The sequence below is a fragment of the Streptomyces sp. NPDC004327 genome, from assembly GCF_042873935.1.
GTDB lineage: Bacteria > Actinomycetota > Actinomycetes > Streptomycetales > Streptomycetaceae > Streptomyces.
The window spans coordinates 43845-56764 of record NZ_JBIAME010000005.1 but is presented as its reverse complement, the minus strand read 5'-3'; the positions used below and the strand labels follow the sequence as shown (position 1 = coordinate 56764).

The following is a 12920-nucleotide window of genomic DNA, read 5'->3' as shown; positions in this document are numbered from 1 at the left end:
TCATTGCGGCCGTCCCCGGGCCCGCGAAGGATGGAGCCATGACGCAGCGAACCGCTTGGTCCGACCGGTCCGTCAGGTCCGTTCTTGTCGTCCTCTTCGAGGGCGTGCAGAGCCTCGACGTGACCGGACCCGTGGAGGTCTTCGCCGGTGGCGCCCGCGCCGCCGGCCGGCCCGGCGCGTACGAGATCCGCACCGCCTCCCTGGACGGCGGTCCGGTCCGCACCCACAGCGGCCTGCGGATCCTGCCGGACACCTCGCTCGCCGAAGCCGTCGCCGGCGGCCCGCCGCACACCCTGCTGGTGCCAGGCGGCGAAGGTACCCGCGCGCCCGATCCGGCGCTCGTCGACTGGCTGCGGACCCACGCACCGGCCGCGCGGCGCCTCGTCTCGGTCTGCACGGGCGCGCTGCTGCTCGCCGAGGCCGGTCAGCTCGACGGACACCGGGTCACCACGCACTGGATCGCCTGCGACCAGCTGGCCCGCCGCCACCCCGAGGTGACGGTCGATCCGGAACCCATCTTCGTCCGCGACGGCCGGCTCGCCACCTCCGCCGGGGTCACCGCTGGCATCGACCTCGCGCTCGCCCTCGTCGAGGAGGACCTGGGCCGCGACGCCGCCCTCGGCGTCGCCCGCCACCTCGTCGTCTTCCTGCGCCGCCCGGGCAACCAGGCCCAGTTCAGCACCCAGCTGGCCGCCCAGACCGCCCGCCGCGAACCGCTCCGCGACGTCCAGCACTGGATCGCCGAACACCCCGAGGACGACCTGTCCGTCCCGGCCCTCGCCGCCCGCGCCCGGCTCTCGCCCCGCCACTTCGCCCGCGCCTTCCAGGCCGAGACCGGCACCACGCCCGGCCGCTACGTCGACCGCGTCCGCCTGGAACACGCCCGCCGGCTCCTGGAGGAGTCCCCGCAGGGCGTCCAGGAGGTCGCCCGCGCCACCGGCTACGGCACGCCGGAGGCGATGCGCCGCGCGTTCGTGAAGGCGCTGGGTACGACGCCGGCCGATTACCGGAGCCGCTTCCACACGCCGGTGGGCTGACCGGCCGCCGGGCCTGGAGGGGATCCAACATCCGGGATCCAGCATTCGGGATCCGATATCCGGGGTCCAGAATCCCGGATCCCGGATCCAACACCCCGGATATCCGATATCCAAAACCCACTATCCAAAATCCGAAGTCCGAAGTCCGAGATTCGATATCCGTCAACCCGCGAAAGGACCCGGCATGCAGATCGCCGTTCTCCTCTACGACGGCTTCACCACCCTCGACGCCGTCGGCCCCTACGAACTCCTCGCCCGCCTCCCCGGCGCCGAGACCGTCTTCGTCGCCAAGGAGGCCCGACCCGTCCGCAACGACCAGGGCAGTCTGGCCCTGCTCGCCGACAAGGCCCTCGCGGACGTGCCGCGTCCCGACATCGTGCTGGTGCCGGGCGGGCCCGACGCGCGGACGGCGAAGGACGACCCGGAGATCCGGGAGTGGCTCCGGACCGCCGACGCGACCAGCACCTGGACCACGTCCGTGTGCACCGGCTCGCTCCTGCTCGGTGCCGCCGGTCTGCTGACCGGCCGGCGGGCCACCACGCACTGGCTCGCGTACGAGGAGCTGCGGGCGCTCGGCGCCGAACCGACCGGCGAGCGGGTGGTGTTCGACGGGAAGTACGTGACGGCCGCCGGCGTGTCCTCCGGCATCGACATGGCGCTGCACCTGCTCGGCCGGATCGCGGGTGACGCGACCGCGCAGACGATCCAGCTGCTCACCGAGTACGACCCGCAGCCCCCGTACGACGCGGGCTCCCCGGAGAAGGCCCCGGCCGAGATCGTCGCGCAGTGGCGCGGCCGGTCCACGGCCGAGGCCGCCGCGCAGTCGTAGGGCCGGACCCGGCGGCTCAGCGCCCGTACGTGAAGAGCGGCGGGCGGCGTTCCAGGAAGGCGGCGACACCCTCGGCGGTGTCGCCGCTGCCGCGCGCCTGCTGCGTCCAGTGGGCGTCCCGGTCGGTGCGCCCGTTCGCGAACTCCTTCGCCGCGGCCTGGGTGAGCAGCGAGCGGGAGACGAGGGTGCGGGTGAACTCGGCGACGCGCTTGTCGAGTGCGCCGGCCGGCAGCACCTCGTCGACCAGGCCGGTGCGCAGGGCCCGTTCGGTGTCGATCAGCTCGCCGCTGAAGAGCAGGTACTTGGCGGCCGAGGGGCCGACGAGGGCGGCGAGCCGGCGGGTGGAGGAGGACGGGTAGACGATGCCGAGCTTCGCCGGCGTCACGCCGAAGCGGGCGCCGTCCTCGGCGAAGCGCAGGTCGCAGGCGGCGGCGAGCTGGCTGCCGCCGCCGACGCAGTAGCCGCGGACGGCGGCGAGCGTCGGCTTCGGGAAGGCGGCGAGGGCCTCCTCGGCCCGTACCGCGAGCGACTGCTGCTCGTCGCCCGGCTCGCGCAGGGTGGAGATGTCGGCTCCGGCGCAGAAGGTCTCGCCCGCGCCGGTCAGCACCAGCGCCCGCACGGCCGGGTCGGCGGCGAGCGGGGCGAGCAGTTCGGGCAGGGACCGCCACATGCCGGCGGTCATGGCGTTGCGCTTGGCGGGGTTGGCGATGACGACGGTGGCGACCTCGTCGACGACGCTGACGGTCAGCTGCGGCTCCATGCGCCGGATGCTATCCGGGCACCCTCTCCGTACGATCAAGAAGGGGGTGCGAGGAGGAGACGCCCATGGCCGGCCAGGACCCGCCCCCGCCCGGCGACCACCCGGCACCGCCCCCGCCCGGCGACCCGGCACCGCACCCGACCGGCACTCCGTCCGATCCCGTGGACGAGCTGGTCCGCCGGGGCAGGAGGCTCCGGCGCCGGTTCGGCTGGCTCGCCGCGCTCGGCGGCCTGCTGGTGGTCGGCGGGATCGTGGGCCTGATCTACACCTGGGCCGCCACCCTCACCTCCATGCTGCTCTTCGGCTGGCTGCTGCTGGTCGGCGGTCTCGTCGGCCTGCTGCAGGCCGTCCAGTCGCGCGGCACCCCCTACTTCTGGCTCGCGGTCGTGGTCGCGGCCCTGAACATCGCGGCCGGCGTGGTCGTCATCCGGCATCCGGAGGCCTCGGCGGAGGCGCTGACCATGTTCGCGGCGCTGCTGTTCCTCACCGGCGGGCTGTTCCGGCTGGTCGGCAGCGTGGTGGTGCGCGGGCCGCAGTTCGGCTGGACGCTGCTCCAGGGCGCGTTCGGGCTGCTGCTCGGCATCCTGGTGCTGTTCGACTGGCCGCACAGCAGCCGCTACGTTCTCGGGGTGTTCTTCTCGCTCGCGCTGCTCTTCGACGGGCTCGGGCTGATCGCGACGGGCGTCGGCGGCCGACGTATCGTCAGTATGGTCACACCGACGCCACATCCATCGAAATCGTCAACGGGGGATCAGGAACAGTCGAACAACTGACGTTGGCATACCCACCCGATCAGAAGTCGGTCGATACATGTCGACTTTTGGTCAGTAGCCGGAGGGGCCCCGGCGGATTCCCAAGACTCGACCCGTGGCGACAATCGAGCACGAGGGCGGGAGCCGGACTATGGGAAGCCGCGGGAGCGTCCCCGCCCGGCCACCGTCCTACGAAGGGGTCTGGCGCTTCACCGCTCCCGCGGTCGACGTGTCCGTGCCGCAGGCCCGGCACGCCGTGCGCGACCTTCTCATCAGGCAGAGCGTCCCGGTCCACGACGACACCGTGCAGGGACTGCTTCTCATCGTCTCCGAACTGGTCACCAACGCGGTGAAGCACGCCGCGCTGCTCTCCCCGGAGATAGCGGTCGAGGTGGCCATCGGGGCGGAGTGGATCCGGGTGTCCGTCGAGGACAACCATCCGTACCGCCCCAAGGCCCTGGAGGCCGACTGGGGTCAGACCGGCGGCCGGGGCCTGCTCCTGGTGCGCGAGATCGCCCGGGAGGCCGGCGGCGCCTGCGACGTCGAGCACACCGCGAGCGGCGGAAAGATCATCTGGGCTGCGCTGCCCCTGAACCCGTTCGTCCCGGGGCAGCCGCCGGCCGGGCCGGTGGTCCCGGCCCCGGTCCCGGCCCCCGAGGTCACCAGCCCCCGGACTGGCCCGTCAGTTCCTTGATCGCCGGGCGTGCCGCGTCGAGCACCGTCATGAACCAGGCGGAGAACGGCGCGGCCGCGTGGCGCTCGGCGAGCTCCGCCGCGGTCACGAAGGCGGTGTCCTCGATCTCCTCCGGGTCCGGCCGCACGGCGCCCTGCACCAGGCCGACGAAGAGGTGGTTGAACTCCTGCTCCACCAGGCCCGATGCCGGGTCCGGGTGGTTGTAGCGGACCGTACCGGCCTCCGCGAGCAGCGAGGGCGAGACGCCCAGCTCCTCGAAGGTGCGCCGGGCGGCCGCTGCGAACGGCGCCTCGCCCGGGTACGGGTGGCCGCAGCAGGTGTTGGACCAGACGCCGGGGGAGTGGTACTTGCCGAGCGCGCGGCGCTGCAGCAGCAGCCGGCCGGCCTCGTCGAAGAGGAAGACCGAGAAGGCCCGGTGCAGCTGCCCCGGCGCCTGGTGCGCGGCGAGCTTCTCCGCCGTGCCGATCGTGACACCGTCCTCGTCGACGAGTTCGAGCATGATCGGCGCCCCGGCCGTGTCCGGCCGGACGCCGTTCGACGAGCCGGGAGCCACGGTGGCTGATGTGGTCGGCATACCCATCCTTCGCTTCGGTCCTCTCCCTCACGGGCAAGCCCAGTCTGCCGTACAAAAGCGGCTTGTCCGTACTTCGACGGCCGGACATGGCCGGTCCCACCGCACGGAGTACAACCCTCGTGCGGCGGGACCGGCCGGTCGCTCAGACCCCGAAAGCCGCCGGATACGTGATCGTGCCCCCGTCGACGGCGCCGGAACCGTCCAGGTCGAGCGCCATCATCGCTTCGTCCGGAACGGCGAAGGCTGGCTTGATCCCATACGCGGACGCCCGTGCGAATCCGAACCGCGGGTAGTACCCCGGATGGCCCAGCACCAGGACGAGCCGCTCCCCGCGCAGCCGCGCCGCGTCGAGCACCGCCCGGACGACCGCCTGCCCGGCGCCCGAGCGCTGGTGCGCCGGGGTCACCGCGACGGGCCCGAGCGCCGCCGCCGGGACGCCGTCCACATGGCAGCGGGTGATCAGGGCGTACGCGGCGACCGAGCCGTCCGGCGCCTCCGCCACGTACGAGAGCCCCGGCAGCCAGGCGTCCCGGTCGGCGCGCAGGGCGTCGACGAGACCGGCCTCCTCGGGCGTCGGGAAGGCGGCCGCGTTGATCTCCCGTACGGCGGGGATGTCGGCGGCCGTCTCCTCGCGGGTCGTCCAGCGCGGATCGGCGGGCCGCAGGACGAAGCCCGCGTAGCCGTAGTCGGCGCCGTGCGCGCGGCGCAGCGCGATCTCGGCGCGCGCCCCGGCCACCGCCTCGGCCATGCCGGGGACGGCGGTGTCCGCCGTCTCGGCGTGCTCGGCCAGCGGCTCGTAGTACTCGTCCCAGTCGCTCTCCGGCTGCGCGACGGTGCCGAGCACGTGATAGCCGGCCGCGACGGCCGCCGCCGCGTTCGCGGTGACCGTGCGGAGCGGGTAGTGCTCCTCCCAGAAGGCGCGGGCCTCGGGGCCGGGCGCGTCGGTGGTCCAGACGCACTCGGTGAGCACGAGCCGGCCTCCGGGCGCGAGGAGCCGGCGCCACTCGGTCAGCGCCCGGTCGAAACCGAGGACGAAGACCGAGCTCTCGGCCCAGACGAGGTCGAAGGAGCCGTCGCGAAGAGTGCCGAGCGCGCCCATGTCGGCGCGGAGGGCGCGGACCCGGCCGGCGAGCCCGCGGGCGGCGGCGGTCTCCCGCAGCTCGTCCAGGAACGGCTCGTGCGTGTCGACGGCCGTCACCTCGGCGCCCGCCTCGGCGGCGAGCAGCAGCGCGGAGCGGCCGGGACCGCAGCCGAGGTCGAGCACGCGCGGCCGGTCCGGCAGCGGCCCGGCGAGGGCGAGCAGCCGGCGGGTGGTGGTGTCGGAGCCCGGGCCCTGCCGCGGCAGTCCGTGGTGCAGGGCGAAGAAGGCGTCGTGGAGCGCCTGGGCGTGGGCGGAGGTGTCGCTGATGTGGTCGGACAAGGTGGGAACCCTTGGGTGAGGGGGCCCGGCCGACGTCATGACGTACCGGTGGGAACCGGGATCAGGTCAGCCGGAGACCCGGGAGCTGAGGCTGGACCGGGTGCCGCCGCCGTGGGCGGCCCGCATCGCGACGGTCATCAACCTCAGCTCCTCTCCACCTCACGTCTGTCCCGACGAGGCTAGCAGCCCCGCCCGCTCACAGACAGAGCTTGGCCTCGTGCTCGGCGTGACCCAGCGGCTCCAGCTGGAAGGTGCAGTGCTCCACGTCGAAGTGCGAGCCCAGGCAGCCCTGGAGGTCGTGCAGCATCTTCTCGTGGCCCACCGAGTCCAGCGCGTCCTGCGTGACCACCACGTGCGCGGAGAGCACCGGCATGCCCGAGGTGATCGTCCAGGCGTGCAGGTCGTGCACGTCCTCGACGCCCGGCAGGGCCAGGATGTGCGCCCGGACCTCCGCCATGTCGACGCCCTTGGGGGCGGCCTCCAGGAGCACGTCCAGGGTCTCGCGCAGCAGCTTGAAGGTGCGCGGCACGATCATCAGGCCGATCAGGATCGAGGCGATCGGGTCCGCGTACTGCCAGCCGGTGAGCAGGATGATGCCGGAGGCGATGATCACGGTCACCGAGCCGAGCGCGTCGGCGAGCACCTCCAGATAGGCGCCCCGCACGTTCAGGCTCTCCTTCTGGCCGCGCATCAGCAGCGACAGGGAGACGATGTTGGCGACCAGGCCGATCACGGCGAAGGCGATGGCGAGGCCGCCGCGGGTCTCGGCCGGTTCGAGGAACCGCTGGATCGCCTCGTAGAGGACGTAGCCGCCGACGCCGAGCAGCAGCAGACAGTTGGCGAGCGCGGCGAGGATCTCGGCGCGCGCGAAGCCGAAAGTACGGTTGCCGGCGGGCGGCCGGTTGGCGAAGTGGATGGCGAGCAGCGCCATCGCGAGGCCGACGGCGTCGGTCGCCATGTGCGCCGCGTCCGCGATGAGTGCGAGCGAGTCGGCGACGAGGCCGCCGACGATCTCCACCACCATCACGGAGAGCGTGATGCCGAGTGCGATGCGCAGTCGGTTCCTGTGTGCCAGCCCCGCGGTGCCCGTCGGCGGCGGGCCGCCGTGGCTGTGTCCGTGGTCGTGTCCAGCCCCCATGACATGGCCTCCCGGTCGTGTCGTCTCCAGTGCCGCTTCGGTGCCCCGAGTGGCCAGTGAACTACGGGTGGGGGGTATGTGCAACACGGTACTGAACACCGTTGTCATATGCTCTGACCTGCGGATTTACTGAACGGGTCGATGTGCTGCCGGGAAGCGTTTGTCGCCCGGGCCGCCGATCGCCCATGATGATCTCCGCGTGACGCGGCTCACCCGAACGGACGCGGGGCGGCCGACGGGAGTCGGTACCGCGAAACCTCGGTGAACTCGCGCTTCCGTCATCCGATAGCCTCAGCCGACGTGCCGCCGCCCGGTGCCGGGCCGCATCAAGGCGCCCGGGGCCGTGCCGCGGGTCCCGCCGGCCCGTCCGCCAGCTCCAAGGAGTGAGTTCGTCCTGTCGACCGCCATCCTCACCGGCCCGCCGGTACCCGGATCGTCGCTCGACGCCGATCTGCGGTCCCTCGGCTTCCACGTCGAGGTCGCCCCCGGGCCCCACGAGACCGGCGCCCTGCTCGCCCGCGTCCCCGCCGCCGAGCGGGTCGCCCTGGTGGACCCGCGCTTCGTCGGCCACCCGCACGCGCTGCGGCTCGCGCTGACCGACCCCCGCTTCCCGGCCGCCGCCGCCCCCGGCGCGCTCACCGCGCAGCCCGAGGCCCGCCCGGCCCTGGCCCGCGCGCTGGCCGCCGCCGAGCGCGCCGCCGCCCCGACCGCGCCCCCCGCGCCGTACGAGACCGGCGCTCCCGCCCCGTACGACGCCGCGGACAGCCTCCCGGACAGCGTCGCCGACGCGCTCGGCGCCGACGGCGTCGCCGTGCACCGGCCGCAGCTCGGCACGCTCGTCGCCGCCGTGCCCACCGACCCCGAGGCCCGCCACCAGGCCCGCGCGGCCGTCGAGGCGGTCGACGACGAGGCCGTGCGGCTGCGGTCCGCCGTGAAGGCGCACGACGGCTTCTTCACGACCTTCTTCATCAGCCCCTACTCGCGCTACATCGCCCGCTGGTGCGCGCGCCGCGGCCTGACCCCGAACCAGGTCACCACCGCCTCGCTGCTCACCGCGCTGATCGCGGCCGGCTGCGCGGCCACCGGCGAGCGCGGCGGCTACGTCGCGGCCGGTGTGCTGCTGCTCGTGTCCTTCGTCCTCGACTGCACCGACGGGCAGCTCGCCCGCTACTCGCTGCAGTACTCGACGATGGGCGCCTGGCTCGACGCCACCTTCGACCGCGCCAAGGAGTACGCCTTCTACGCGGGCCTCGCCCTCGGCGCCGCCCGCAACGGCGACGACGTGTGGGCGCTCGCGCTCGGCGCCATGGTCCTGATGACCTGCCGGCACGTCGTGGACTTCGCCTTCAACGAGTCGAACGCTACCGACGACCCGGCCGGCGCCGCGAGCCCCGGAGCCACCGCCAAGACCGGCCTGGCGCTCTCCAGCAAGCTCGACAGCGTCGGCTGGACCGTCTGGGCCCGGCGCATGATCATCCTGCCGATCGGCGAGCGCTGGGCGATGATCGCCGTCCTCACCGCCGTCACCACCCCCCGGATCGTCTTCTGGGCGCTGATCGCCGGCTGCGCCTTCGGCGCCTGCTACACCACCGCCGGACGCGTGCTGCGCTCGGTCACCCGCAGGACGCCCCGCTCCGACCGTGCCGCCCGCGCGCTCGCCGACCTCACCGACTCGGGGCCGCTCGCCGAGCTCCAGGCCCGCCTGCTGCGCGGCCGCGCCGGCGTCGTCAGCCCGGTCTTCGTCGCCGCGCTCGGCGCCGCCGTGATGGTGGCCGGCGCGCTGTACCTGCCCTTCGGCGACGCCCGGCTCGTCGCCGTCGCGGTGATCTACGTCTTGGCCGCCGGCCTCGCCGCCGCCCGTCCCCTCAAGGGCGCGCTCGACTGGCTGGTGCCGCCGTTCTTCCGGGCCGCCGAGTACGGCACGGTGCTCGCGCTCGCCGCGAAGGCCGGCGCCGCCCACGCGCTCCCCGCCGCATTCGGGCTGGTCGCGGCGGTCGCCTACCATCACTACGACACGGTGTACCGCATCCGCGGCAACGCCGGCGCGCCGCCCGCCTGGCTGGTGCGCACCATCGGCGGCCACGAGGGACGCACCCTCCTGGTGGCCGTCCTCGCCGCCCTCCTCGCGAACCGCGGCGACGACTTCACCCTGGCGCTCACCGCCCTCGCGGCGGCCGTGGGTCTCGTGGTGCTCGTGGAGTCCATCCGTTTCTGGGTCTCCGCCGGAGCACCCGCCGTACACGACGAAGGAGAGACAGCATGATTGGCCTCGTACTGGCAGCCGGTGCCGGACGGCGTCTGCGCCCCTACACCGACACCCTTCCGAAGGCCCTCGTGCCCGTGGACAAGGCGGGCGACGGCTCGCTGACGGTCCTCGACCTCACGCTGAAGAACTTCGCCGAGGTCGGCCTCACCGAGGTCGCGATCGTCGTCGGCTACCGCAAGGAGGCCGTGTACGCGCGCAAGGAGGCCCTGGAGGCGAAGTACGGCCTGTCGCTGACCCTCATCGACAACGACAAGGCCGAGGAGTGGAACAACGCCTACTCCCTGTGGTGCGCGCGTGAGGTCCTGGGGCGCGGTGTGATCCTCGCCAACGGCGACACCGTCCACCCGGTCTCCGTCGAGAAGACCCTGCTCGCCGCCCGCGGCGACGGCAAGAAGATCATCCTCGCCCTCGACACGGTGAAGAGCCTCGCCGACGAGGAGATGAAGGTCGTCACCGCCGACGGCAAGGGCGTCTCGAAGATCACCAAGCTGATGGACCCGGCCGACGCGACCGGCGAGTACATCGGCGTCACGCTCATCGAGGCCGAGGCCGCCGAGGAGCTCGCCGACGCCCTGAAGACCACCTTCGAGCGCGACCCCGACCTCTACTACGAGGACGGCTACCAGGAGCTGGTCAACCGCGGCTTCACCGTCGACGTGGCGCCCATCGGCGACGTGAAGTGGGTGGAGATCGACAACCACGACGACCTGGCGAAGGGCCGTGACATCGCGTGCCAGTACTGACCCGGCTCATCCCGTCGCCGGTCGTCGTCGACATCCGCGGGGGAGCGCTGGACGACCTGTCCGCGCTCCTCGCGGACCGTCGGATCTCCAGCAACGGCCGGATCGCCGTCGCCATCAGCGGCGGCTCCGGCCTGAAGCTGCGTGACCGCTTCGCTCCCGAGCTGCCGGACGCCGACTGGTACCCGGTCGCCGGCGGCACCATCGACGAGGCCGTCAAGCTCGCCGACGCCATGCGCGGCAAGCGTTACGACGCCGTCGTGGCGCTCGGCGGCGGCAAGATCATCGACGTGACCAAGTACGCGGCGGCCCGGGTCGGCCTGCCGCTGGTGGCCATCGCCACCAACCTGTCGCACGACGGGATCTGCTCGCCGATCTCCACCCTGGACAACGACAACGGGCGCGGCTCCTACGGCGTGCCGACCCCGATCGCGCTGGTCATCGACCTCGACGTGATCCGGGACGCGCCGATCCGCTACGTCCGCTCCGGCATCGGCGACGCCATCTCCAACCTCTCCGCCATCGCCGACTGGGAGCTGTCCCACCGCGAGACCGGCGAGAAGGTCGACGGCCTGGCCGCCGCCATGGCCCGCAGCGCGGGCGAGGCGGTGCTCCGGCACCCCGGCGGCGTCGGCGAGGACGACTTCCTGGTCACCCTCTCCGAGGGCCTGGTGATGTCCGGCATCGCCATGTCGATCAGCGGTGACAGCCGCCCCTCCTCGGGCGCCTGCCACGAGATCAGCCACGCCTTCGACCTGCTCTTCCCGACCCGCGCCGCCAGCCACGGCGAGCAGTGCGGCCTCGGCGCCGCCTTCGCCATGCACCTGCGCGGGGCCCGCGAGGAGTCCGCGCAGATGGTCGCCACGCTGCGGCGGCACGGCCTGCCCGTGCTCCCGGAGGAGATGGGCTTCACCGTGGGCGAGTTCGTGCAGGCGGTGGAGTTCGCCCCGCAGACGCGGCCCGGCCGCTACACCATCCTCGAACACCTCGACCTGTCCACCGACGAGATCAGGGACGCATACGCCGACTATGCAGAAACCATCGGTAGCTGAGCTCCGCCCGGTCGTGCACCCCCCGGGTGTCAAGGACCGGCGGAGCGGCGAACACTGGGGCGGCCGCCTCTACATGCGGGAGATCTCGCTGCGGATCACCCGCCAGCTGGCGAACACCCGCGTCACGCCGAACCAGCTGACGTACCTGATGACCCTGGCCGGCGTGCTCGCCGCGCCCGCCCTGCTCGTCCCCGGCATCCCCGGGGCCGTGCTCGGCGTGCTCGCGGTCCAGATGTACCTGCTGCTCGACTGCGTCGACGGCGAGCTGGCCCGCTGGAAGAAGCAGTACTCGCTGGCCGGCGTCTACCTGGACCGGGTCGGCGCCTACCTGTGCGACGCGGCCGTCCTCGTCGGCTTCGGGCTGCGCGCCTCCGACCTGTGGGGCGGCGGCCGGATCGACTGGCTGTGGGCCTTCCTCGGCACCCTCGCCGCGCTCGGCGCCATCCTCATCAAGGCCGAGACCGACCTCGTCGGCGTCGCCCGCCACCAGGCCGGCATGGAGCCGGTCAAGGAGTCGGCCGCCGAGCCGCGCTCCTCCGGCATGGCGCTCGCCCGCCGGGCCGCCGCCGCGCTCAAGTTCCACCGGCTCATCCTCGGCATCGAGGCGTCCCTGCTGATCCTGGTCCTCGCGATCGTCGACCAGATCCGCGGCGACCTGTTCTTCACCCGGCTCGGCGTCGCCGTGCTCGCCGGCATCGCGCTGCTGCAGACCCTGCTGCACCTGGTGTCGGTCCTCGCCTCCAGCAGGCTCAAGTGAGGGCCGCCACCATGACCGGAACGCTGAAGCTGGGCGCGGTCGTCATCACCATGGGCAACCGGCCGGACGACCTGCGGGCGCTGCTCGACTCGGTCGCCCGGCAGGACGGCGACCCGATCGAGGTCGTCGTCGTCGGCCAGGGCGTCGAGATCCCCGACCTGCCCGAGGGCGTCCGCTCGATCACCCTGCCGGAGAACCTCGGCATCCCCGGCGGCCGCAACATCGGCATCGAGGCCTTCGGTCCCGGCGGCAGCGACGCCGACGTGCTGCTCTTCCTCGACGACGACGGACTGCTCGCCAACACCGACACCGGCGAGCTGGTCCGGCAGGCGTTCACCGCCGACCCGAAGCTCGGCATCATCAGCTTCCGGATCGCGGACCCGGAGACCGGCCTCACCCAGCGCCGGCACGTGCCGCGGCTGCGCGCCTCGGACCCGCTGCGCTCCTCGCGCGTGACCACCTTCCTCGGCGGCGCCAACGCCGTGCGCACCAAGGTGTTCGCGGAGGTCGGCGGTCTTCCCGACGCGTTCTTCTACGCGCACGAGGAGACCGACCTCGCCTGGCGGGCGCTCGACGCCGACTGGATGATCGACTACCGTTCCGACATGGTGCTGCTGCACCCCACCACCCCACCGTCCCGGCACGCGACGTACCACTTCAACGTGGCACGCAACCGCGTGTGGCTGGCGCGCCGCAATCTTCCCGCACCCCTGGTGCCGGTCTATCTCGGCGTGTGGCTGCTGCTCACCCTGGCCCGGCGGCCCTCGGCCGAGGCGCTCAAGGCGTGGTTCGGCGGTTTCCGGGCGGGATGGAAGGTGCCCTGCGGGCCTCGCCGCCCCATGAGGTGGCGTACGGTATGGCGGCTGACCCGGCTGGGACGCCCGCCGGTCGTCTGACATCG

General features: G+C 73.0%; 13 protein-coding genes. 9 read left to right on the top strand and 4 right to left on the bottom strand.

Annotated features, from left to right (window positions below; translation table 11 throughout):
• Positions 1-38 precede the first annotated feature (38 nt).
• On the top strand, positions 39-1037 hold the full coding sequence (locus tag ACFYU9_RS17935) for a GlxA family transcriptional regulator (protein WP_389206860.1): 999 nt from the start codon (positions 39-41) through the stop codon (positions 1035-1037).
• A 184-nt stretch (positions 1038-1221) separates the two neighbouring features.
• A complete protein-coding gene (locus tag ACFYU9_RS17930; RefSeq protein WP_389345339.1) occupies positions 1222-1866 on the top strand; it encodes a DJ-1/PfpI family protein in 645 nt (214 codons plus the stop codon).
• Between the two features lie 16 nt (positions 1867-1882).
• Here ACFYU9_RS17930 and ACFYU9_RS17925 read toward each other — a convergent pair whose 3' ends face one another.
• The gene (locus ACFYU9_RS17925; protein WP_389345338.1) at positions 1883-2626 is read right to left on the bottom strand and encodes an enoyl-CoA hydratase/isomerase family protein; all 744 of its coding nucleotides are present in this window, start codon (positions 2624-2626) and stop codon (positions 1883-1885) included.
• Positions 2627-2691: 65 nt separating this feature from the next.
• On the opposite strand from ACFYU9_RS17925, the gene ACFYU9_RS17920 reads away from it, so the two are divergent.
• On the top strand, positions 2692-3399 hold the full coding sequence (locus ACFYU9_RS17920) for an HdeD family acid-resistance protein (RefSeq protein ID WP_389345337.1): 708 nt from the start codon (positions 2692-2694) through the stop codon (positions 3397-3399).
• A 130-nt stretch (positions 3400-3529) separates the two neighbouring features.
• Positions 3530-4072 (top strand): ATP-binding protein, encoded by a 543-nt coding sequence (locus ACFYU9_RS17915; protein WP_389206852.1) that lies wholly within the window; start codon positions 3530-3532, stop codon positions 4070-4072.
• Here the strand turns inward: ACFYU9_RS17915 and idi are convergent.
• The 3 genes from idi to ACFYU9_RS17900 all read right to left on the bottom strand — a co-directional run bounded on the left by idi (position 4038) and on the right by ACFYU9_RS17900 (position 7204).
• Positions 4038-4646, bottom strand: a complete 609-nt coding sequence (gene idi, locus ACFYU9_RS17910) for an isopentenyl-diphosphate Delta-isomerase (protein WP_389345336.1) — start codon at positions 4644-4646, stop codon at positions 4038-4040. The genes ACFYU9_RS17915 and idi overlap by 35 nt on opposite strands.
• A gap of 142 nt (positions 4647-4788) precedes the next feature.
• Positions 4789-6066 carry a GNAT family N-acetyltransferase gene (locus ACFYU9_RS17905; RefSeq protein WP_389345335.1) on the bottom strand — a complete coding sequence of 426 codons (1278 nt, stop codon included), beginning with the start codon at positions 6064-6066 and terminating at the stop codon, positions 4789-4791.
• 196 nt (positions 6067-6262) lie between these two features.
• Positions 6263-7204, bottom strand: a complete 942-nt coding sequence (locus tag ACFYU9_RS17900) for a cation diffusion facilitator family transporter (RefSeq protein WP_389206847.1) — start codon at positions 7202-7204, stop codon at positions 6263-6265.
• A 394-nt stretch (positions 7205-7598) separates the two neighbouring features.
• On the opposite strand from ACFYU9_RS17900, the gene ACFYU9_RS17895 reads away from it, so the two are divergent.
• From ACFYU9_RS17895 to ACFYU9_RS17875, 5 genes are read left to right on the top strand one after another with little or no spacing between them, the layout of a single operon-like run.
• The gene (locus ACFYU9_RS17895; RefSeq protein WP_389208029.1) at positions 7599-9467 is read left to right on the top strand and encodes a DUF5941 domain-containing protein; all 1869 of its coding nucleotides are present in this window, start codon (positions 7599-7601) and stop codon (positions 9465-9467) included.
• Positions 9464-10213, top strand: coding sequence for a sugar phosphate nucleotidyltransferase (locus ACFYU9_RS17890; RefSeq protein WP_389206844.1), 750 nt, complete (start codon positions 9464-9466; stop codon positions 10211-10213). The genes ACFYU9_RS17895 and ACFYU9_RS17890 overlap by 4 nt, the downstream gene beginning before the upstream one ends.
• Positions 10201-11262: an iron-containing alcohol dehydrogenase family protein gene (locus tag ACFYU9_RS17885; RefSeq protein WP_389345334.1), complete on the top strand. Its 1062-nt coding sequence runs from the start codon at positions 10201-10203 to the stop codon at positions 11260-11262. Before ACFYU9_RS17890 ends, ACFYU9_RS17885 begins: the two co-directional genes overlap by 13 nt.
• Positions 11240-12019 carry a CDP-alcohol phosphatidyltransferase family protein gene (locus ACFYU9_RS17880; RefSeq protein ID WP_389206841.1) on the top strand — a complete coding sequence of 260 codons (780 nt, stop codon included), beginning with the start codon at positions 11240-11242 and terminating at the stop codon, positions 12017-12019. Before ACFYU9_RS17885 ends, ACFYU9_RS17880 begins: the two co-directional genes overlap by 23 nt.
• An 11-nt stretch (positions 12020-12030) precedes the next feature.
• Entirely contained in the window at positions 12031-12915 is an 885-nt protein-coding gene (locus tag ACFYU9_RS17875; protein ID WP_389206839.1) for a glycosyltransferase family 2 protein, read from the top strand.
• Positions 12916-12920: the final 5 nt, after the last annotated feature.

What these genes read in the sequence shown, in the direction of transcription:
- ACFYU9_RS17925 (WP_389345338.1), bottom strand. Translation starts at nt 2,626, where the DNA reads ATGGAGCCGCAGCTGACCGTCAGCGTCGTCGACGAGGTCGCCACCGTC.
- ACFYU9_RS17915 (WP_389206852.1), top strand. Translation starts at nt 3,530, where the DNA reads ATGGGAAGCCGCGGGAGCGTCCCCGCCCGGCCACCGTCCTACGAAGGG.
- ACFYU9_RS17935 (WP_389206860.1), top strand. Translation starts at nt 39, where the DNA reads ATGACGCAGCGAACCGCTTGGTCCGACCGGTCCGTCAGGTCCGTTCTT.
- ACFYU9_RS17930 (WP_389345339.1), top strand. Translation starts at nt 1,222, where the DNA reads ATGCAGATCGCCGTTCTCCTCTACGACGGCTTCACCACCCTCGACGCC.
- ACFYU9_RS17900 (WP_389206847.1), bottom strand. Translation starts at nt 7,204, where the DNA reads ATGGGGGCTGGACACGACCACGGACACAGCCACGGCGGCCCGCCGCCG.
- ACFYU9_RS17875 (WP_389206839.1), top strand. Translation starts at nt 12,031, where the DNA reads ATGACCGGAACGCTGAAGCTGGGCGCGGTCGTCATCACCATGGGCAAC.
- idi (WP_389345336.1), bottom strand. Translation starts at nt 4,646, where the DNA reads ATGCCGACCACATCAGCCACCGTGGCTCCCGGCTCGTCGAACGGCGTC.
- ACFYU9_RS17920 (WP_389345337.1), top strand. Translation starts at nt 2,692, where the DNA reads ATGGCCGGCCAGGACCCGCCCCCGCCCGGCGACCACCCGGCACCGCCC.
- ACFYU9_RS17890 (WP_389206844.1), top strand. Translation starts at nt 9,464, where the DNA reads ATGATTGGCCTCGTACTGGCAGCCGGTGCCGGACGGCGTCTGCGCCCC.
- ACFYU9_RS17880 (WP_389206841.1), top strand. Translation starts at nt 11,240, where the DNA reads ATGCAGAAACCATCGGTAGCTGAGCTCCGCCCGGTCGTGCACCCCCCG.